At 73.7% G+C, this 19,463-nt stretch carries 21 protein-coding genes and 1 pseudogene; 11 read left to right on the forward strand and 11 right to left on the reverse strand.

Annotated elements, in window-relative coordinates; genetic code table 11:
- Window positions 1-538: 538 nt before the first annotated feature.
- The 3 genes from IE245_RS26485 (at window position 539) to IE245_RS26495 (ending at window position 2,878) form a co-directional block, all read left to right on the forward strand.
- Complete coding sequence (locus tag IE245_RS26485; RefSeq protein ID WP_189951903.1) at window positions 539-1,486, forward strand: ion transporter; 948 nt, start codon at window positions 539-541, stop codon at window positions 1,484-1,486.
- 61 nt (window positions 1,487-1,547) lie between these two features.
- A complete protein-coding gene (locus IE245_RS26490) occupies window positions 1,548-2,285 on the forward strand; it encodes a helix-turn-helix transcriptional regulator (RefSeq protein WP_189951905.1) in 738 nt (245 codons plus the stop codon).
- Between the two features lie 32 nt (window positions 2,286-2,317).
- Window positions 2,318-2,878, forward strand: coding sequence for a DUF3291 domain-containing protein (locus tag IE245_RS26495; RefSeq protein WP_189951907.1), 561 nt, complete (start codon window positions 2,318-2,320; stop codon window positions 2,876-2,878).
- On the opposite strand, the gene IE245_RS26500 is transcribed toward IE245_RS26495, so the two are convergent.
- Window positions 2,865-4,028, reverse strand: coding sequence for an outer membrane protein assembly factor BamB family protein (locus IE245_RS26500; protein WP_229851525.1), 1,164 nt, complete (start codon window positions 4,026-4,028; stop codon window positions 2,865-2,867). The genes IE245_RS26495 and IE245_RS26500 overlap by 14 nt on opposite strands.
- Here IE245_RS26500 and IE245_RS37230 point away from each other — a divergent pair.
- Window positions 3,964-4,344 (forward strand): hypothetical protein, encoded by a 381-nt coding sequence (locus IE245_RS37230; RefSeq protein ID WP_229851542.1) that lies wholly within the window; start codon window positions 3,964-3,966, stop codon window positions 4,342-4,344. The genes IE245_RS26500 and IE245_RS37230 overlap by 65 nt on opposite strands.
- Window positions 4,345-4,530: 186 nt before the next feature.
- On the opposite strand, the gene IE245_RS26505 is transcribed toward IE245_RS37230, so the two are convergent.
- Window positions 4,531-5,526 carry a hypothetical protein gene (locus tag IE245_RS26505; RefSeq protein WP_189951910.1) on the reverse strand — a complete coding sequence of 332 codons (996 nt, stop codon included), beginning with the start codon at window positions 5,524-5,526 and terminating at the stop codon, window positions 4,531-4,533.
- A gap of 224 nt (window positions 5,527-5,750) precedes the next feature.
- Between IE245_RS26505 and IE245_RS26510 the strand changes: the two genes are divergently transcribed.
- Window positions 5,751-6,044: a hypothetical protein gene (locus IE245_RS26510; protein WP_189951912.1), complete on the forward strand. Its 294-nt coding sequence runs from the start codon at window positions 5,751-5,753 to the stop codon at window positions 6,042-6,044.
- 165 nt (window positions 6,045-6,209) lie between these two features.
- On the opposite strand, the gene IE245_RS26515 is transcribed toward IE245_RS26510, so the two are convergent.
- On the reverse strand, window positions 6,210-6,851 hold the full coding sequence (locus IE245_RS26515) for an SMI1/KNR4 family protein (RefSeq protein ID WP_189951914.1): 642 nt from the start codon (window positions 6,849-6,851) through the stop codon (window positions 6,210-6,212).
- Between the two features lie 160 nt (window positions 6,852-7,011).
- Here IE245_RS26515 and IE245_RS26520 point away from each other — a divergent pair, with 160 nt between their 5' ends.
- Window positions 7,012-7,578 carry a GNAT family N-acetyltransferase gene (locus IE245_RS26520; protein WP_229851526.1) on the forward strand — a complete coding sequence of 189 codons (567 nt, stop codon included), beginning with the start codon at window positions 7,012-7,014 and terminating at the stop codon, window positions 7,576-7,578.
- A gap of 51 nt (window positions 7,579-7,629) precedes the next feature.
- Here the strand turns inward: IE245_RS26520 and IE245_RS26525 are convergent, their stop codons facing one another.
- Both IE245_RS26525 and IE245_RS26530 read right to left on the reverse strand, forming a co-directional pair.
- Window positions 7,630-8,562 (reverse strand): aminoglycoside phosphotransferase family protein, encoded by a 933-nt coding sequence (locus tag IE245_RS26525; protein WP_189951918.1) that lies wholly within the window; start codon window positions 8,560-8,562, stop codon window positions 7,630-7,632.
- Window positions 8,563-8,844: 282 nt separating this feature from the next.
- Window positions 8,845-9,051 (reverse strand): hypothetical protein, encoded by a 207-nt coding sequence (locus IE245_RS26530; RefSeq protein WP_189951921.1) that lies wholly within the window; start codon window positions 9,049-9,051, stop codon window positions 8,845-8,847.
- Window positions 9,052-9,114: 63 nt separating this feature from the next.
- On the opposite strand from IE245_RS26530, the gene IE245_RS26535 reads away from it, so the two are divergent.
- On the forward strand, window positions 9,115-9,822 hold the full coding sequence (locus IE245_RS26535; protein WP_189951922.1) for a HEAT repeat domain-containing protein: 708 nt from the start codon (window positions 9,115-9,117) through the stop codon (window positions 9,820-9,822).
- Between the two features lie 23 nt (window positions 9,823-9,845).
- On the opposite strand, the gene IE245_RS26540 is transcribed toward IE245_RS26535, so the two are convergent.
- The 3 genes from IE245_RS26540 to IE245_RS26550 form a co-directional block, all read right to left on the reverse strand.
- On the reverse strand, window positions 9,846-10,655 hold the full coding sequence (locus IE245_RS26540; RefSeq protein WP_189951924.1) for an MBL fold metallo-hydrolase: 810 nt from the start codon (window positions 10,653-10,655) through the stop codon (window positions 9,846-9,848).
- A 395-nt stretch (window positions 10,656-11,050) separates the two neighbouring features.
- Entirely contained in the window at window positions 11,051-11,716 is a 666-nt protein-coding gene (locus IE245_RS26545; RefSeq protein ID WP_189951927.1) for a CoA transferase subunit B, read from the reverse strand.
- Window positions 11,716-12,495, reverse strand: coding sequence for a CoA transferase subunit A (locus IE245_RS26550; protein ID WP_189951929.1), 780 nt, complete (start codon window positions 12,493-12,495; stop codon window positions 11,716-11,718). Before IE245_RS26550 ends, IE245_RS26545 begins: the two co-directional genes overlap by 1 nt.
- A 353-nt stretch (window positions 12,496-12,848) precedes the next feature.
- Between IE245_RS26550 and IE245_RS26555 the strand changes: the two genes are divergently transcribed.
- Window positions 12,849-14,309 (forward strand): tannase/feruloyl esterase family alpha/beta hydrolase, encoded by a 1,461-nt coding sequence (locus IE245_RS26555; protein WP_189951931.1) that lies wholly within the window; start codon window positions 12,849-12,851, stop codon window positions 14,307-14,309.
- A gap of 115 nt (window positions 14,310-14,424) precedes the next feature.
- Window positions 14,425-15,219: a 3-hydroxybutyrate dehydrogenase gene (locus IE245_RS26560; RefSeq protein WP_189951933.1), complete on the forward strand. Its 795-nt coding sequence runs from the start codon at window positions 14,425-14,427 to the stop codon at window positions 15,217-15,219.
- Here IE245_RS26560 and IE245_RS37235 read toward each other — a convergent pair.
- On the reverse strand, window positions 15,168-15,509 hold the full coding sequence (locus tag IE245_RS37235) for a hypothetical protein (protein ID WP_373305403.1): 342 nt from the start codon (window positions 15,507-15,509) through the stop codon (window positions 15,168-15,170). The two genes, IE245_RS26560 and IE245_RS37235, sit on opposite strands and share 52 nt — an antisense overlap.
- Before the next feature lie 215 nt (window positions 15,510-15,724).
- The gene (locus IE245_RS26570) at window positions 15,725-16,168 is read right to left on the reverse strand and encodes a hypothetical protein (RefSeq protein ID WP_189951935.1); all 444 of its coding nucleotides are present in this window, start codon (window positions 16,166-16,168) and stop codon (window positions 15,725-15,727) included.
- A 486-nt stretch (window positions 16,169-16,654) separates the two neighbouring features.
- Here IE245_RS26570 and IE245_RS38130 point away from each other — a divergent pair, with 486 nt between their 5' ends.
- Window positions 16,655-16,933: a hypothetical protein gene (locus IE245_RS38130; RefSeq protein ID WP_373305404.1), complete on the forward strand. Its 279-nt coding sequence runs from the start codon at window positions 16,655-16,657 to the stop codon at window positions 16,931-16,933.
- A 26-nt stretch (window positions 16,934-16,959) separates the two neighbouring features.
- Here the strand turns inward: IE245_RS38130 and IE245_RS38135 are convergent.
- A pseudogene (locus IE245_RS38135) lies at window positions 16,960-17,055 on the reverse strand (alcohol dehydrogenase catalytic domain-containing protein); the annotation flags it as partial.
- Between the two features lie 628 nt (window positions 17,056-17,683).
- Between IE245_RS38135 and IE245_RS26580 the strand changes: the two are divergent.
- The gene (locus tag IE245_RS26580) at window positions 17,684-19,444 is read left to right on the forward strand and encodes an ABC transporter ATP-binding protein (RefSeq protein ID WP_189951937.1); all 1,761 of its coding nucleotides are present in this window, start codon (window positions 17,684-17,686) and stop codon (window positions 19,442-19,444) included.
- Window positions 19,445-19,463 lie beyond the last annotated feature (19 nt).

Raw genomic sequence — 19,463 nt, forward strand, 5'->3', positions numbered from 1 at the left:
ACGGCGATTCAGGGGCAGCCGACGCGCGCCTCCTGGACGGCCGGGCTCCGCCCCGAGGGGGCAAGGGCTCGACGGGCGGACGGTCGAGGTCGCCTGCGGGGCGCCCCCGTCGGGCGGGGGCGCCGTGAGGCGGGCGGGCGTCGCCCCCGGCCGCGGGGGTGTCGCCCTCCATCCGGTGGATCTCGCCCTTCGCCCGGCGGATGTCGTCCTCTGCCCGGGAGGTATCGCCCTCCGGCCGGCGGGTGTCGCCCGCACGGAGTCGGAGTCCGTGCCGGGGGAGCCCGCGCCGGGGGACCGGAGTTAACGATCTTGGGCGGGGCCGGTCACGGACCCGGCGGCCCGGAGGGGACCCAATGCGCGGTCTTTCCCCGCAGCGGATGAATCGTTCAGCCATTTCGCGCCCATCCCGCAGCCCGACGTGTTCCCGGCCCGTTAGGACAGCAGGAAACCCACTCCCTCGGCTCCCCTCCCACCCCCGTATCCCGTCGCGCGCCCGCACCCGAGCCAGTGCCCGGCGCAAGCGCCCCCGGAGACCCTCATGACCACCGCCCCGGCTCCCACCCGGGTCCGGATCGCGGCAGCATGCCGCGCCGTGACCGAGGCCCCCGCCTTCTCCTTCGTCGTCCTGGCCGTGATCCTCCTCAACGCCGTCCTCCTCGGCGCCGAGACCTACCGCGGCTTCGTCAGCGAGCACGCGGCCCGACTGCACGGGGCCGAACTCGCCTGTCTCGCCTTCTTCACGCTGGAGATGGTGCTGCGCGTCGGCGCCCACGCCGACCGGCCCAAGGAGTTCTGGCGGGACGGCTGGAACGTCTTCGACCTGATCGTCGTCGCGTGCGCCTACATCCCCTTCGTGCGCGAGAACTCCACCGTCCTCCGGCTGCTCCGGCTGGTACGCGTCCTCCGCACGGCCCGGTTCTTTCCCCAGCTGCGCGTCCTCTTCATCGCGGTCTCGCGCAGCCTGCCCGGCACCGTCAGCTTCCTCTTCGTCGGCGCCGTCATCCTCTACGTCTACGCCATGATCGGCTGGGTCTGCTTCGGTTCCCACGACCCCGCCCACTTCGGCTCCCTGGGCCGCGCCCTGCTCACCCTCTTCCTGCTCATGACCCTGGAGGGCCTCCAGGACGCCATCTACAACGGCCTGGCCGTCTCGCGGCTGAGCCTCCTCTACTACGGCTCGTACGTCCTGCTCGCCTCGTTCGTCCTGGTCAACGTCCTCATCGGGGTGGTCCTGAACAGCCTGGACGAGGCGCGCGAACTCGACAGGGCCGCACTGGACGCCGACGGCCGGAACTCCCGCGGCGGCGCGGCCGAGAAGGAGGGCGTGAGTGCGAGCGCGACGGCCCCCGGGGAGCCGCGTCCCGCGGACCTGGCGGAGCGCATCGCCGAGATGCGGCAGAGCCTCGACCTCCTCGAACGGTCCCTGGCCGCCACGCACCGGCCCGCCGCCGTCGGCGACAAGGACCGCATGGCGACGATCGCCTGACCGGGCCGTTTCCCCTCCGGCCTTCTCTATCTCCAACTTCCATTGTCATTAGAATGGCCGGATGGAGGACATCGAAGCAATCGCGGCGCTGCAGGATCCGGTACGCCGTCGCCTGTACGAGTACGTGGCGGCGCAGGGCCGTGACGTCGGGCGCAACGAGGCCGCGGAGGCGGCGGGCGTGGCGCGCACGCTCGCCGCGCACCATCTGGACCGCCTGACGGAGGCGGGGCTGCTGGAGAGCGGCAGCCGCCGCCTCACGGGCCGTTCGGGCCCCGGAGCGGGCCGCCCCGCCAAGGTCTACCGGAGGGCGCCCGGCGAGCGCTCGGTCTCGCTGCCCGCCCGCGACTACCGCACCGCCGCCGAACTGCTCGCCGAGGCCGCCGAACTGGCCGGCCTGGACGCCGGTCTCTGCGCGGCGGCCCGCCGCCGGGGCGAGGCCCTGCGCGAGACGGCCGGGCCGTGCGGAAGCCTCGAGGACGCCATGGAGCTGCTGGCGGCCCGGGGTTACGAGCCGCGCCTCGAAGGCGGCGACGCCGACGCGGGTTCCGGTGATGGCTCCGCCGCCGATGTCACCGCCACCGGCGGCGCCGCCGGTACCACGTCCACCGCCCCCGTCATCCGCATGCGCAACTGCCCCTTCCACGCCGTCGCCGAGCGGTTCCCGCCGCTCGTCTGCGGCATGAACCTGGCCCTCCTGGAGGGGCTGTTGGGTGGGTCGGACGCGCTCCGCGCCCGGATGGACGCCAGGCCGGGGGAGTGCTGCGTCGTGATCGAACCTTCTAAAAACAACGATCATTGACATAGAAATGGGCGCCGTGCTGGGATGAGGCCATGACCGCATCCCCGCACCCGCCCGCCGGTGCCCACCACCTCGCCCAGCTCAACGTGGCCACGCTCCTCCACCCCCTCGACGATCCCCGCATGGCCCCGTTCGTCGAGATGCTCGAACCGGTCAACACCGCCGCCGACGGCGCGCCCGGCTTCGTCTGGCGGTTCGTGGAGGAGGGGACGGCCGACGCCACCGGCGCGCGTCCCGCGGGCGAGGACGTCATCGTGAACCTCACCGTCTGGGAGACCCGGGAAGCCCTGTGGGACTTCACCTACCGCAGCGGGCACCTGGAAGTGATGCGGCAGCGCCGCGCGTGGTTCGCGCGGCACGTCGAGGCCCACCTGGTCCTCTGGTGGGTCCCCGCCGGCCACCGCCCGACCACGGAGGAGGCCTTGGAGCGCCTGGCGGAGCTGCGCGCCCACGGCCCTTCCCCCCGTGCCTTCACCTTCGCCTCCGCCTACACCGCCGTCGAGGCGGAGGCGTCCGCGGCGCACTCCACGCCCCTCCGCGCGGAGGCCCCGGGTGCGGGGCCTCGCCGCGGCGGTGACGTCAACGGGTCGTGAGGACCAGCGTCATGGGAGCTTCGATGGCGTAGTTGAACTGGCCGCGACGGTGGAGGAACAGCCTCTGATCCGCGTAGTGCAACGGGTCCTCCATGGCCGCGTCGACCATCTCCTTGTCCGGCGCGGTGTGGATCCCCTGGTCCGGCATCTCCATGAGCCGGGTCGCCTCGCCGTCCGCGGCCGAGAGGTGCAGCACCTTGCTGCCGCGCATGCTGGAGGGCTGCATGTACACCGTGAGGCCGCCGCTGTCGGCCCGGACCGGGGACAGGTTCCGCCAGCTCTTCTCCGGCGGGGAGAAGGACCACTTCCGCCTGCCGGTGGCGATGTCGAACGCCTCGAGGGAGTCGGACTCCCCGGCGTCGTGGGTCGCCACCAGGTAGAGGGTGTCGCGAGTGGCGAGGACGCCGCCGCAGCGCCGCTGGTAGTTCTCGCAACCGGTCGCGTGGGTCTCCTTGACCTTCCAGGTGGCGCGCGCCCTGCCCTGGGGGGAGAGGGAGACCAGGCGGTCGGGGGCGTACGCGTCGGAAGGGCCCGGGTTGACGCCGACGACCAGGGGGTCGGCGGACGCGATCCACAGGTCGGTCGCGTACGCCGTGTACAGCCACTTCGCCTTCCCGGTCGAAGGGTCGCGGTGGCCGACCCGGTGCGTGCCGCCCTTCCAGTCCCCTCCGCACAGGGCGTGGGTGACGAGCGCCTTGCCGCCCTTGTGCTCCTCGCCGGAGCACCCCTGGGCGGGCGCGGTCCACACCGGCTTCCCCGTGGACAGCCGGAACCCGAAGGAGCCACCCGCCGCGGCGGCCTCGTCACCCATCGTGGGCCAGCCGACGGCAGCCACCTGATCGGTGACGGCGACCGTCAGGCCCAGCCCCAGGGGCCGGAGCGACGTCTTCAGCGCCGTGCGCCAGACGACGCCGCCCCGGGCGATGTCGATGACGGCGAAGCGGGTGCAGGGGCTCTTCGGTTCCTTGCCGCTCCGGTACGCGACCGCGACCAGGCCGTTCGCCGACTGCGTGGGGGAGGCTCCGCAGATGTCGCCGTCGAGCGGAACCGACCACCGCACGCGGCCGGTCGCGGCGTCGTAGCCCGTGACCGCGTCCGACACGCCGGTCGCGTACGTCGTCCCCGAGAGCCAGGCCCCCGGCGCCGACACCCTCCGTCCGTCCCGCTCGGCTGCCGGAGCGCCGATCTTCCAGGCGACCTTCCCCTCGGTACTCGGCCGCGTCGGCGACGGCGACGCCGACGCGGACGTCGGCGCGCTCGAAGCCGACGGCGGGACGGAACCCTTCCCCGAGTCGTCCCGGGTTCCCGAACCGCCCGTCGCCCACACGAGACCGCCCGCCACCACCGCGAGCGCCACCGCCGCCGCTCCGACCAGCACGGCCGGCCGCCGCCACCCGCGCCGGGGAGACGGACCGGGCGGCTGCGACGGCGGAGGGGGAGGGAACGGAGGCGGGTACGAGCCGTAGTGAGAGGGAGAGTGCGAGTGCGACGGCGGCACGGGCGGCATCGGTTGCTGCGACACGCGGAACACCAGACCTTGATCGACGGCAGGACACAGCACCCTAACCCGTCGCCATCGCAAAGCAGTCGGGTGGCCCGACCGGCCGCTCCGCACAGGCGCACGGTCCGAGGAACGGCGACCGGCGACGGCTTCACAGGGTGCGGAGCGCCGCCTCGACGGCCTCGACGACGCCTCCGTGGGCGGCCGGGGCGACCCGAAGGCCACGGCCCACGGGCACGGGCGCCTGCCGCCCGATCCGGTCCAGGACCCGCGCGAAGTTCTTGTCGGCCGTCAGGAACACGTCGCAGTCCGGCAGATGGGAGGCGTGCTGCACGTCGCGGGGATTGCCACCGGTGACCTTCATGTCCGTCTGGACGGTCTGGGCCGCCCAACGGAGCCAGTTGCGGGGCATGTTCGCGGCATCCACCCCGTACAGCCAGAAGCGGTTGAACTCCTCGCGGGAGGCGCACATGGCACGCAGGTCGACACGGGCCCCGACCCAGTCCGCGCCGGTGGCGTCCTCGTGCGTCAGCACCGAACGGCGGCCCACGGCGAAGTAACGCCAGTACACCTCCTGTGTCAGCGGCCGCCACGCCGCGATCCGGTCGCCGGGCCGCCACCCGAGCCGCGGCCCGGGCGCGGTCTCCTCGGAGGGGAACGCGGTGATGCGGGACAGGTCGCCGACGTCGAACTTCCCCGCGCGCCACTCCTTCTGCTGCGTCTTCTGGACGTCGACCAGGTGCTTCGCCGTACGGTCCGCGTGCCGGGCCGGAGCGATCTCGCGGAAGAGGTCGTGGGAGTCGAGGGCCCGCCGCCAGACCGTCTTCGTCCAGAAAGTGCGCAGGCTCGCCTCGCGGCCGGTGTCGGGCACCGCACGCGCCCACTCCGGGCGCAGGCGCCGTACCTCTCCGACGACCTCCTCGGCCTCCAGGTCGGCCTCGCTCCGCAACCGCTCGTCGGTACCGGTCACGAGGGCCCTCACGATGGCCTCCCGCTTGTCGGGCCGGGGGTGCTGGAGCACCTCCAGCAGGACACCCGGCGGGGTCACCACACGGTGCCCCAGGGAGCGGACGAGCGCCTTGAACCGGTCGCCCGCCTGCTCGTCCCCCAGGTACGACCAGATGTTGTTGTCCAGCATGATCCTCAAGCAGGCCCCTTCCCGCGACGGCCGACGCCGCCCCGCCCCGAACGCGACAGGGCCGGGGGGCGACTCTCGGACCAGCATCTCAGCGGGCACTGACAATCGACCGTCAACGACCGGCGGCCGCTTCACCGTCACGCCTCGCTCTGTGCGTTCACGCGATCACCCACCGCTAGGATCGCGGGCGTTGCCGCCGCGACCGTGCGGCGGCCCGAGAGAGGGACGCACCGATGGCCATCATCGTCACCTTCGACTTCCCCGGCGCCGGACAGGAGCTCTACGACACGGTCGTCGAGCGGATGACGAACGGCAGGGGCTTCACCCGCTTCGCGGACCTCCCGGTCGTGGGTCTCGTCTCGCACGCGGCGGGGACGGCCGACGGCGTGTTCCGCGTGACCGAGGTCTGGGAGAGCCAGGAGGCCCTGGAAACCCACGCGAAGGCCTTCGGTCCGATCCTGGCCGAGCTCGGCCACGCCGACGTCCGGCCCACGATCGTCCCGGCCCACAACTTCGTCGTCGCGTAAGGCCGGAGGCCGAAGGTCGAGGGCCGCCGGTCCGGAGCCCGTCGCCGCCCGTCCCTCCGACGCCGGCGACGGCACTCGGCGGACGGACCCGGCCATTCACCGGCGCAAAGAAGCAGGCTCCCGCGGTTCCGTGGCGAGACGGCCGTGCCAGGGCCCGCCACCCCGCTACCGGAGCGGATCCTCCACGGCAGGGAACATGCGGGCGTAGGGGTCCGGTTCGCCCGTGAACGGATCCAGGCCGGCCCTGAACCGTCGCTCCTGCTCCCGCCGGCTCACGAAAGCGCCGGTCCGCTTCCAGAGCGACGCGTCCCCGAGCGGACAGGCGTCGAACCGGCCCAGCATCATGCGGGTGAGGAACTGGACCATGGTGCGGTCGAACAGAGCCCACGGCGACTCGCCCCACGCGTGGTGCCGCCGCCAGGCCACGACGGGCCACTCGTCCGGGTCCGGGCCGTTCATGAGCCAGCCCATCTCGTTCGCGTTCATTCCCGTGCCCCACGGCAACACGGCGTCGGCTCCCGACGCCACTCCCGGAACTCCCGCGTCCTCCGCCCAGAGCCCGCGCAGCTCCTCCGTCCTGGCCCCGATGTGACACCCCTCCCACCCGCGCACGTCACCGGGGAGCGGCGGCAGTATGACCAGGTCACCGATGTCGCCCACACCGTACGTGTCCAGCAGGGCCTTGTAGTCGCCCGGCAGCGCGGTCCCCAGCGCGTCCTCCGCCGCGTCCCAGTCGATCCGCTCGCCGCCGGCGAACTCCGCCGGCACGAGATCGAGCAGCGCGGCGACATCGGGATGCGTGGTCATGGGGGAGCTCCTTGAGGTCGATGACGGGCAGCGTCGACCGAGCGTAGGGCCGGTGCCGGTGCCGGTGCCGGTGCCGGTCCGGGTACTGGGGCGGTGGCGATGGCGCGTTCCGGCGGTCCGGCTTGCGCCGGCGTGCCCTGATGCGGGCATGGTAAGGAGCGTGTCGACACCCTTCATCGTTCCCCGGATCGCCGCAAGCGACGGCCTGGTGCTGAGGCCCTGGCGCCTCGACGACCTGCCGCTGGTGCGGGAGGCGGCGGAGGACGCGTACATTCCGCTGGTCACCACCGTGCCCAGCCCCTACACCCACGCCGAGGGCGTCGCCTTCATCGCCCGCCAGGAGGACCGGGCGCTCAGCCGCACGGGCTACCCGTTCGTCATGGCCGAGGCGGCGGGAGACCGCGGCCTCGGCGCGATCGGTCTCTGGCCGGACGCAGGCGGCCAGGGCCGTGCCTCCGTGGGCTACTGGGTGGCGGGTTCCGCCCGTGGCAAGGGCATCGCCACGGTGGGCCTGCGCGCGGTCGCGGCCTGGGCGTTGCGCGACCTCGCCCTCGCGCGCGTGGAGCTGTACGTCGAACCCTGGAACACCGCCTCCCGCAAGACGGCCGTCCACGCGGGCTTCACCCATGAAGGCCACCTCCGCGGCTACCGGTCGGTGGGCGGTGAACGACGCGACATGCTGCTCTGCTCCCGGATCACCGCGGACCTGACCGACGCCGACGGTTGAGCCGGCGGGTCCCCGACCGGCCTCTGGAACCGTACGGGGGACGCCTCGCCCCTACCGGCCTTCGGTGAGGAACCCGGCCAAGCGTTCCGCGAACTCGGTGAGCGAGTCCAGCCGCGGACCGCCGCGGGCGACGCGGAAACCGTGTCGACGACCCCAGAACGCGGCCTCGACGGCGTGGAACTGCGCCCAACGGCGTACCCGTTCCCGGTCGAGTTCCGCTGCCTCGGCGAAGACGTCGAGGACCCGGTCGGCGGCCCCGCGCAGGTCGTCCGCTCCGAGGAGCGTCAGTGCCCGGGACTTCAGCAGCGTGCCGCCGTCGTAGGCGGGATCGCCCGCGCGTCCCTTGGGGTCGACGGCCAGCCACGGCTCCCGTTCGGCGCGCAGGATGTTCCGTCCGTGCAGATCGCCGTGGACGAGGGTGTCCGGTTGCTCCGGGCCCAGTTCCCGGACGGTGTCCACGGCGGCGTGCAGTACGCGCGGAGGCATCGCGTGCGGCAACCGCCGCGCGTCCTCGCGGAGCCGGGCCTCCCAGGCGTCGGCCTGCTCGCGCAGCCGGGGCAGACCGGGCGGCGCGGGAACGGCGAGGCGGCGATTGAGCCGACCGGCGACCGCCGCGACCTCGTCACCGTCCTCCACCTCCGCCAGGGTCGTCGACCGGGCCCGTTCCAGGAGCATCGCGAACCGCTCGTCGTCGCGCTCGTGCAGCAGCACGGCCCCGCGCCCGCCCCACGCGACGAACGCGTCCGGCTCATGGACGTTCCCGGGATGGGGGAACGACACCTTCAGCACCGCTCCTTCCCCGGACCCCCGTCGCACCGGAACGATGACGCCGACACCCCCGTGCATCACCGCACCGTCCGGAGCGCAGTGCCACCGACCCAGCAAATCCTCGATGAGGCCCGGCAGTTCGGCGAGCCAGGCCACCCCGGCCTCGCCCTCCCGGCCGACGGTGCTGTGTACGAACTCCTCGGGCACATCGATCATCCGGGCACCCTACGCGTCCGGCGACCCGCGACGGGTCGGGGCCACCCGCCGCCGGTTCCGGCGTTCCGCCGGGCGGGAATCCGCTCGCGGCTCGGCGGTTTCCCCCGCCGGGCGTCGACGGGCCCGATCCGGACGGGCCGCGACCTGCGCGTCTTCACGTGGTGTCGTGACACGTCGGCCTCGTCTGCCCCATGCCGTGCGGGAGGGCAGGCGGTTGTCACAGGCCGGAGCCACCGTGGGCGGTGGTGAAGGGACGGGCGGAGGGCGGGGCCTGTGCGACGATCATCGCCCCCGCTGCGGGCCGAGGGCGGTGTGGGCGGCCGTCAGGAAGCGTCGTACGGCGTCCCGTTCGACGGGGTCGAAGGAATCCAGCACGTCCAGCAGCCCGTCGATGACGGGGCCGAAGAAGTCCTGCCCCAGACGGATGGCCTCCGGTTCGACGCGCAGCACGACCCGGCGCCGGTCGCGGTCGTCGCGGACCCGGACCACGTCGACCGGTCCGCCGCCGGCTTCATCCTGAGCGAACGCCGCAGCAAGGAGACGTGGACCGCGGTGACGGCGTACCGGCACAGCCCACGTCCGGAGCACCGGAGCTTCGTCGTGGACGTCGCCTTCGGCCACCTCGTCTCCTTCGGGGGCTGGATGAACTCCTACGAGGCGGAGGTGACGGAACTGCTCACCGCCTGGGCGCGGGACGGAGACGACGACCCCGGAGTCCTGGCCCAGGTTCTCCGCGTCCTCGACGAGACGGACTGCGAGGAACCGGACGCCCTGGGGTTGCGCTACGCGACGCACCCGGACGCGCGCGTCCGAGCCCGGGTCCCGACGCTCCTGCGGAGCCGGGCCACCCCGCCCGCGCCTCCCGACGCGGCGGTCCGCGCCGCCCTGCTCGTACTCGCCGGGGACGACGACCGGGCGGTACGGACCTCCGCGGGCCGGGTGATGGGCGCGGAACACGACGGCGGTGCCGCGTTCACGAACGTCGTCGCGCGGCTGCTCCGGGATCCGGAGGTCCAGGTGCGCGCAGGCGTCGCCGAAGCCGCCGCGGCCGGCGACGACCGCTCGCCGGAACTCGCCGACGCCCTCGCGGCCCTCCTGGACGACCACGACTTCGACACCCGGCTCAGTGCCGCCTACGGGCTTCTGAGGCGCGGCGATCCGCGCACCGGGGACGCGATCGGGCGGCTGGGGCAGCCCCCTCACCCCGCCTACGAGCACGACCACCGCCTCTCCGCGCTCTTCCGGTGGGAGGGGTGTTGATCCGCGGTCGGGCGACCGGGGACTCAGCGCCCCGCCACGACGAACGGATCGGTCAGGTGCGGTGTCGCCAGGTGGAGGGTGTGCGTGGCCCGGGCGCGCAACACCTGCTCCCGCGAGGCCCTGGCCCGGTGGGGGTCCATCTCGTGGGCGTAGGCGAGTTCCGGGTGGAGCAGTTGGATCGCGTGGACGAGCAAGTCGCCGGTCACGGCCAGGAGTTCGCCTCCGGACTCGACGAGGACGCTCTGGTGGCCGGGTGTGTGACCGGGCGTGGCGATCAGGCGCTCGCCGCTGTGCAGCGCGGCCTCGCCGTCGAGCAGCCGGAGTCGGCCGGCAGACCGGAGGGGATCGATCACGCGGGATCGCAGCGGGGGGTTGATCCGCTCCAGGGCGTCGAACTCCGCCCGCTGGAGCAGGTAGTGGGCGTTCGGGAAGAAGGGGCGGGCCTCCTCGCCGCCGACGACGGCCCATCCCACGTGGTCCGTGTGGAGGTGCGTGAGCACCACGGTGTCCACCTCGGACGGCTCGATGCCCGCCGCGGCCAGCTCCGCCGGAAGCACTCCGGGCACGGGCGCCCACGCGGCCGCCGGGCTGCCGGCCGGCCCGATCCCCGCGTCGACCAGCGTCACACCCCGGTCGCTGCGGATCGCGAACGCCCGGAACCGGAGCCACCAGCGCCCTTCGGCGTCGAGCGCACCGGGATCGAACCGGTCGGCCGCGGACCACTGTGCGGCGGTGGCGTCGGGGAACGCCTCCGCCCTGGGGGAGAAGAAGGGGCCTTCGCCGTCCGTGAGGGCGATGACGGTGTAGGGGCCGATCCGGAGGGAGGGGGACATCCCACGGATGGTGCCACGGCCGGACGGGCCGCGGTCAAGCGGATTGCCGGGCCTCCCGTTCGCCCGCTGCGGCCTCGCCGAGGCGCCGGGGACCGCGGGTGACCCGGCCCGCCGGACCGCGGTACCGCGGGAAGGCCGCGGCCGGGCGGGCACCGACGCGGCGGATCCCGGACGCGGCGGGTCCCGGGCACGCTCCACCACCACCTGTCGGTCGCCGAGGCCGCCCGCGTGCCGGACCGGAGCGGGCTTCCGGCCGGCATGCCGGCGGGCGGCCGACGCGGCCGGCCCGTGGAACGGCGGCACCGGCTCGCGGAGGCGCTCACCCGGATCCATCCGGCGTACCGCCCCCGGAACACCGACCGGAGCCCCCTCCCCCTGGAGGACCCGAAGCGCCGTCAGGCAGCCGGGCCGGCTCCCTGAGTGAGGCCCGGTGGCACGCGCAGGGGCGCCGCCGTCGCCGCCGCGACCTGCTCGACGGTGACCCCCGGAGCCAGTTCGGCCAGGAGGAAGCCGTCGGGGGCGATGTCCACGACGGCGAGGTCCGTGACCACGCGCTGGACGACGCCGCGCCCGGTCAGGGGCAGCCCGCACGTCTCGACGAGCTTGGGCGTGCCGTCCTTCGCGGTGTGCTCCATGAGCACGATGACCCGCCCGGCGCCGTGGACGAGGTCCATCGCACCGCCCATGCCCTTGACCATCTTGCCGGGGATCATCCAGTTGGCGAGGTCGCCCGAGGCGGAGACCTGCATGGCGCCGAGGACGGCCGCGTCGATGTGACCGCCGCGGATCATCCCGAAGGACAGCGCCGAGTCGAAGAACGAGGCGCCGGGCAGCGTCGTGACCGTCTCCTTGCCCGCGTTGATCAGGTCGGCGTCGAGCTCGTCCTCGGTGGGGTACGGGCCGACGCCGAGGATGCCGTTCTCGGACTGGAGCACGACCTCGATGCCGGGCGGGAGGTGGTTGGGAATGAGCGTCGGCAGGCCGATGCCGAGGTTCACGTGGCTGCCGTCGGTGAGCTCCCGGGCGGCGCGGGCCGCCATCTGCTCGCGGGTGAGGGCCATCAGACGTCGCCTTCCCGGCGTACGGTACGGCGCTCGACGCGCCGCTCGGCGGCCGGGTCGCCGGGCGTGACCCGGACCACCCGCTGGACGAAGACGCCGGGGAGGTGGACCTCGTCGGGGTCGAGCTCACCCGGTTCGACGAGGTGGTCGACCTCGGCGACGGTGACCCGTCCGGCCATGGCGGCCAGCGGGTTGAAGTTGCGGGCCGAGGAACGGAAGACCAGATTGCCGTGCCGGTCCCCGATCGTCGCCCGTACCAGCGCGAAGTCCGTCGTGATCCCCTCCTCCAGGAGGTACGGACGCCCGCCGAACTCCCGCGTCTCCTTGGCCGGCGACGCGACCGCGACCGCGCCGCCCCCGGCCGCGTACCTCCACGGCAACCCGCCCTCGCCGACCTGCGTCCCCGTCCCCGCGGGGGTGTAGAAGGCCGGGATGCCCGCGCCGCCCGCCCGCAGCCGCTCCGCGAGCGTGCCCTGGGGGACGAGCTCGACCTCCAGCTCCCCGTTCAGGTACCGGCGGGCGAACTCCTTGTTCTCGCCGACGTACGAGCTCGTCATCCGGGCGATCTGGCCTGCGGCCAGCAGCAGGCCGAGGCCCCAGTCGTCCACACCGCAGTTGTTCGACACGACGCGGAGGCCCTCCGTGCCGCGCTGCCACAGCGCGTCGATGAGCGTGCCCGGTATCCCGCAGAGCCCGAATCCGCCCACGGCGAGCGATGCTCCGGCGGGGATGTCGGCCACCGCCTCCGCCGCGCTCGCGACCGTCTTGTCCAGACCCATGAGGACGGATCCCTTCCCTCGGGCAGCCGGACGACCTCGCAGGTCGGAACCGGTGCCGGTACCAGCGACAGGCACCGACCCTAGGGAGCGGGCGTCGGCGGCGACCATGGCTGTCGTGCACACACCTCCCCCCTCCCTCATGTCGCCCACCGCTGCCTCCGTACGCCGGGCCCGTGCCGCGTCGCCGGGGCGGGAGGGTGGTGCCGGCGCCCACCGCACGGCCCGGGACGGTGGGCCGCGCAGCCATGTCGGGCGGCCGGAGGGCGACATAGCCTCCCGCGAGTCCGCCACGGACCGGTCCCTCGCCCGGCGGGCCCCGCCGGTCCCGTCCCCGACCCCGGAGGTACGCACCCATGCGTCGTCGCCCCACCTTCCGCTCCTCACCACGCCCCCGGCGGCGCGGCGTACAAACGGCCCTCGCCGTGGCCGCCCTCGCCCTCACCGCCGTCCCCGCCGCCCAGGCCGCCCCGGCCCCCGCCGCCACCGGAGCCCACTGCGCCCGCCAGGCGCAGCTCCGCGTCCCCGGCGCGGAGCACCAGCGGTCCGCCTGCCTCGACGAGCTGACGACGGCCGGCACCGTCGCCTCGGGCCACACCGACCCGGCCGACTGGGCGGGGCTCACCCCGAAGGACCTCGCCGTCCCCAGCGGGGTGCCCGGCATCCAGATCGACGGCTACTTCCCCGACACCTCCGCCACCAACACCAACCACGGCTGGCAGCACGACGCCCAGTTCGTCATCCGGCTGCCCGACCGCTGGAACGGCGGCCTCGTCGTCGCCGGCACGCCCGGCAACCGCGAGCAGTACGCCAACGACCGGGCCATCGCCGACGGCGTGCTGGCCCGGGGGTACGCGTACGCCGCCACCGACAAGGGCAACACGGGCCTCGCCTTCCACCGCGACGGAAAGGCCCCCGGCGACGCGATCGCCGAATGGAACGACCGCGTCACCCAGCTCACCCGTGCGGCGCGAGCGGTGGTGGCGCAGCGCTACCACCGGCCTCCCGCCCGCACCCTGGCGACCGGCATGTCCAACGGCGGCTACCTCGTCCGCTGGCAGCTGGAGAACCATCCCGAGCTCTATGACGGCGGCGTCGACTGGGAGGGCATCCTCTGGCGGAGCGACGGCCCCAACCTCCTCGACTTCCTGCCGAAGGCGATGCGCGCCTATCCCGTGTACGCCGCGGGCGGCGCGGGCGCGGAGGAGGCGCGGCGGGAGCTGCACGCCGCCGGTTTCCCGGCCGGCTCGGAGTTCCTGTGGCCGTACCACCACAAGGTCTACTGGGACCTGACCCAGCGCGTCTACCGCGAGGAGCTGGACCCCGGTTTCGACGGCCCCGTCGAGGCGGGCACGCCGTACTGCCTGCCCGGCACGCCCGCCTGCGACGCCGACTACGACTACGCGGCCCGGCCCGCCGAAGTGCGGCAGGCCGTGCGGAAGATCGCCCTCACCGGGCGGATCGGAAAGCCGCTGATCACCCTGCACGGCACCCTGGACGCCCTCCTGCCGATCGGCCGGGACTCCGACGTGTACGCCCGCATGGTGCGCGAGGCCGGGCGGGGCGCGCTGCACCGCTACTACCGCATCGAGGGCGGCACCCACACCGACTCGCTCGTCGACGTCTTCCCGGACGGCGGCCTCCGGCCGCTCGCGCCCTGCCACCGCACGGCCTTCACGGCCCTGGAGGGCTGGCTCGCCGGCGGAACCCGCCCGCCCGCCTCGCGCACCGTCGCGCGGCCCGCCGGCCAGGACGCGGTGACCCTGGCGAACGAGTGCCCGCTCGACCCCGCGAAGGCCGTCCACGTGCCCTCCTGAGCCGTGCGGCCTCCGCGCGGGAGCGATTGCATGGGGAATCGCACCATGGAACCGCCCGGCACTGTGGATGGCTCGCACATGGGCCGACGGGAGAGCCCTCCCTACTGTTCGGGCCATGACGAACACATTTCCCACCCCGGACCGGCTGCCGTCACCCGGCGGCGCGCTCGACCTGAGCGGGCGCACCGCGCTGGTGACCGGCGGCGGCAGCGGCATCGGCCGGGCCTGCGCCCTCGCCCTGGCGCAGGCGGGGGCCTTCGTCCACGTGGTCGACCGGGACGCCGACTCGGCGAAGGCCGTCGCCGAGCTCACCGGCGGCCGGGCGCACGTCGCCGATCTCGCCGACGCGAGCGCCGTCGACCTGCTGCCCGCCGACGCCGACATCCTCGTCAACAACGCGGGCCTCCAGCACGTCGCCCCGCTCACGGAGTTCCCGCCGGACCGGTTCGAACTGATCCAGAAGGTGATGGTCACCGCCCCGTTCCTGCTGATGCGCAGGACGCTGCCGCACATGTACGGCGGCGGCTGGGGCCGGATCGTCAACGTCTCCAGCGTCCACGGGCTCCGCGCCAGCGCCTACAAGGCCGCCTACGTCGCCGCCAAGCACGCCCTGGAGGGCCTCAGCAAGGTCGCCGCCATCGAGGGCGCCCCGCACGGGGTCACCAGCAACTGCGTGAACCCCGGTTACGTCCGCACCCCGCTGGTCGAGGGCCAGGTCCGCGACCAGGCCGCCGCGCACGGCATCAGCGAGGGCGACGTGCTGGCCGACGTGATGCTGGCCCGCTCGCCCGTGAAGCGCCTCCTGGAGACGGAGGAGGTCGCCGCCGCGGTCCTGTGGCTCTGCGGCCCCCACTCCGGCTACCTCACCGGCACCTCCCTGCCGCTCGACGGCGGCTGGACGGCCGGCTGACCCCGACGCTCCGCCCCTTCCCGCGGGGCCTCCCCGCCCACGTCCGCTCCGCGGAGGGGACGGTCGAGGTGTCGCCGTCGACCGGGACGGAAAGGCCGCCGGGCCCGGGGCGTTCCGGTGTCGGCGGTAGCCATGGGTGTGCGGATCCTCGATCCCCCGGTCATGTACCCGTGCACCCGGTGGGGGCCCGCGTCCGGGTGGGGGCCGAGGGCGTCGTGGCCCTGGCCGCGGCCGTCGACGACGAGGTGGGCGTAGCCGGCGGAGGCGTACAGGAGGTGGTCGGTCACCAGCCCCCGCCCGCCGCTGTGTCGAGGTACGTGATCACCGTCGGCAGGGGTTCCTCGGCCTGCGACGGGACAAGCACCCCGACACCGCGGAACGGTGCTTCACCCGGTTGAAGCAGTGGCGGGGCATCGCCACCCGCTACGACAAGACCGCCGAGTCCTACGAGGCAGCCGTCGCCCTCGCGCACTCCTGATGTGAGCGTGACATCTGACGTCAGGATCTAGCACTCGTTCAGGCCGGTGGCGGGGATCGGGTCCGTACTCACCACCCTCGCCGGAACATTGCCCCAGGGTTCGTCCTTCGTCTTGAATTCCACCCAGTACCAGATCTCACCGCCCTTCCCCCTCCCCCAGCACACGAAAAGGCTCTCGGGGCCGAGTGGCCAGGCGGGGCGGGACGCGCGGTCGCGTTGGCTGTACGTCGTGATCCCCGCCGTATTCGTGCAGGAGAGGTCGTCCGAGCGGATCTCGCACTCGGGAGACCGGGCGGACGGGACGGCACCCGACGCGTCCGGCCTGCCGTCGGTCATGTCGCGCGCGGAAGGCGTGACGGCGGGATCGGTCTTCGGCGACGTCCCGGTGCCGGCCTGGTTGCCCTTGCCGCCCCACGCGGAGGTGGCGGCGTTGACGACGCTGAACGCCCCGCCGATGGAGGTCGTGAGCACAGCGGTGACGAGCGCGACCTTGCCGGCCTCGCTCAGACCGCCGAACCACCTCCGTGCCCTGCCCGTGCGCGGTCGCCGTGAAGGCGCGGGCTCCGGCCCGGGAACCGGGTCGGGGACCGGGTCGGAGCCGCTGCTCGTAGAGGGCGGTGCCGAGGGCAACGTAGCCTCCTGGGCCGCTCGTTGACTGCTGGAATCCAAGACGGTAGAGGATCGGGGCGACCGAGAGCCACAAGGCGAGGCTGGATCGTGGGGCGCCTGCCGACATCGACCGGAACCTGTCGTCGCCTGTCACACCCGTGCCGGGAACGAGGCGAGGAGGTGGGCCCGTCCGTCGGGGGCCGCCTCCGGACCGGCCGAGTGCCGGATCGCCCTCCTCGGGCCCGCCGCGTGCCGGTGGACGTGGACGGCCGGGGAATCTATCGGCACCAGCCGTCGACGCCCTGTGCCGTACGGCCGTTTCCGCCCCCGCGACGACTCGTGGGCGCGGTGGTCGACGACCTCGTCCGCGCCGAGCTCCTCGACCAGACCGGCCGTGGCGGCGCTCGCGGTGGTGGCCACGTGCGCGCCCCGTGCCTTGGCCGGCTGGACGGCGACGGAGCCGAGACCGCCGGCACCCGCGTGGACGAGCACCTTCTGACCCGGCCGCACACGTGCCCGCTCGACCAGCGCCTGCACGCGGTCAGGGCGGCCCGGGAGGGCGGGGTGGCCTCGGGCATCGTGAGGGCGGCCGGTTTGAGGGCCAGGTCGTCCTGGTGGACGGCGTGACGCTCGGCGAAGGTGCCGATGCGGCCCTTCTCGGGCCGGCCGTGGACCCCGTCGCCCACCGCGAAGCGGGTGACGGCCGGGCCGACCCGGACGACCTTCCCCGCGAGGTCGTTGCCCAGCACGAACGGGGGACGGCGGGGCAGGAACGCCTTGAAGGCCGCGTCGCGGAGCCTGACGTCCAGCGGGGAACGGGGACCAGCCAGTGGACCGCCCGCTTCGAGACCACACGGCGGCTGAACCGTGCGCGTTCCAACCGGCGGCTCCGGTCCTCCCGCGAAGCGCGGGGTTCACCCACCGGGGCACGGGCACACCGTCACCCGTCACCCGTCACCCGTCACCCGTCACCCGTCACCCGTCACCCGTCCCGCGCCCCGGCCGACCGCTGACCCCACTCGGAGGGGCATGGGCAAAAGGAACTTCCGTGCCCAACCGGAGCGGAACGACACCGCGCCCTGTGCCTGCCCGGCACCCCGGACCGGGGCGAACCCGCAAGGGACATCAGTGGTTTAGCCAGGGTTTCGCAAATCTTCCGAGCGGCACCGTCAACGCTGGAATCGAAGGGACCGCGCGCCGCATGCTTCTACGAGAGCACGCCGCCGTCCTCACCCCAGGGAGACCCCGACCGCCCTGCGGCCGCGGAACCGGGCGGCCCTCGTACGCGGCGGGCTCCGCCCCGGTCCACGCGCCGCCACCGGACGCGCGCCACGGGGAGAGGCGCGGCCGGCCACGACGAAGGAAGCCGCAGAAGCCATGAATCACAGCCCGCTCGACCACCGTTACCGGGGCGAACACCCGATCCGCACCGCCCACTACCTCTTCCGCCCCGACCGGGCACGGCTCGCCGGGGCCGTCGCGGTCTTCTTCGCCAAGCACGCGCCCGTCTGGCTGCTCCCCCCGGTGACGGCGAACGTCATCGACGTCGTCGTCGAGCACCGGCCGATCGCCGAACTGTGGTGGAACTGCGCCGTGATGCTCACGGTCCTCCTCCTGAACCCGCCCCTGCACCTGCTGTACGTCCGCTGGACGCACGGGGCGATCCGCCGGCTGGGCCGCGACCTGAGGTCCGCCCTCGTGACCCGGATGCAGCAGCTCTCCATCGGCTTCCACAGCCGCACCAGCTCGTCCGTGCTGCACGCCAAGGTGGTCCGGGACGTCGAGACGCTGGAGACGGGACTCCAGCAGACGGCGGACAACGGCCTCACCGCCGTCGCGACCCTGGCGGGCGGCCTCGCCGTCATCGCCGTCGTCACCCCGGTCTTCCTGCCGGTCTTCCTCGTCCTCGTCCCCGTCGCCGTCCTGCTGATCGGCGCCCTGCGGGCGAGGCTGGGGGAGGGGAACACCTCGTACCGCCGCTCGGTCGAGCGCATGTCCGCCTCCGTCAGCGACATGACCACCCTCATCCCCATCACCCGCGCCCACGCCCTGGAGCGCACGGCCCTGGGCCGCGTCGGACGCGAGCTCGACGAGGTGCAGCGGGAGGGGACCCGGCTCGACCTGCTCAACGCCCGCTTCGGCTCCCTGTCCTGGGTCGCCTTCAACGGACTCGGCACGGCCTGCCTCGCGGGCGCGGCGCTCGTCGCCTACTACGGGTGGACGTCGGTGACCCCGGGCGAGGTCGTCATGCTCAGCGCCTACTTCTCCACCCTCACCGGCGCCGTCACGAGCCTGCTCGCGCTGGCCCCCGTCGTGGGCAAGGGGGTGGAGTCCCTCAAGTCCGTCGGCGAGGTCCTCCAGGCGCCCGACCTGGAGGTCAACGACGGCAAGCGGCGGGTGGAGTCGGTCGCCGGGACGTTCCGGTTCGAGGGCGCCGGCCTCAGGCACGCCGACGGCGACGGGCCCGCCCTGAGCGAGGTGGACCTCGACGTACCGGTCGGCACCACCCTCGCGATCGTCGGCGGCTCCGGCGCCGGGAAGTCCACCCTGCTCAACCTGGTGCTCGGCTTCCACCGCCCCACCGAGGGCCGGGTCCTCCTCGACGGCCAGGACATGGCCGGGCTCGACCTGCGGAGCTTCCGCAGGTTCGTCTCCGTCGTCCCCCAGGAGTCCGTCCTCTTCGAGGGGAGCATCCGGGAGAACATCACGTACGGGATGGAGCGCGTCGACGAGGAGACGCTTCGGCGCGCCCTGCGCGACGCCAACGCCGCCGAGTTCGTCGACGCGCTGCCGGACGGCCTCGACACCGTGGTCGGCGAGCGCGGCACCCGGCTCTCGGGCGGCCAGCGCCAGCGGCTCGCCATCGCCCGTGCCCTCATCCGCGACCCCCGCGTCCTGGTGCTCGACGAGGCCACGTCCGCGCTCGACGCCCGCTCCGAGGCGCAGGTCCAGGAGGCGCTCGCGCGTCTCGTCGCCGGCCGTACGGTCTTCGTCGTGGCACACCGCCTCTCCACCATCAGACGGGCCGACCGGATCGTGGTGCTGGAACGGGGGCGGGTGGTGGAGTCCGGAAGCCATCGGGAACTGCTCGCCCGTGACTCGGCCTACGCGCGCCTGCAGGCGACCCAACTGGCCTGATCCGGGAGGTGACGCGGGG

Origin of the sequence: Streptomyces roseolus, from assembly GCF_014649855.1 — a bacterium.
In the GTDB taxonomy this organism is placed as follows: Bacteria; Actinomycetota; Actinomycetes; order Streptomycetales; family Streptomycetaceae; genus Streptomyces; species Streptomyces roseolus.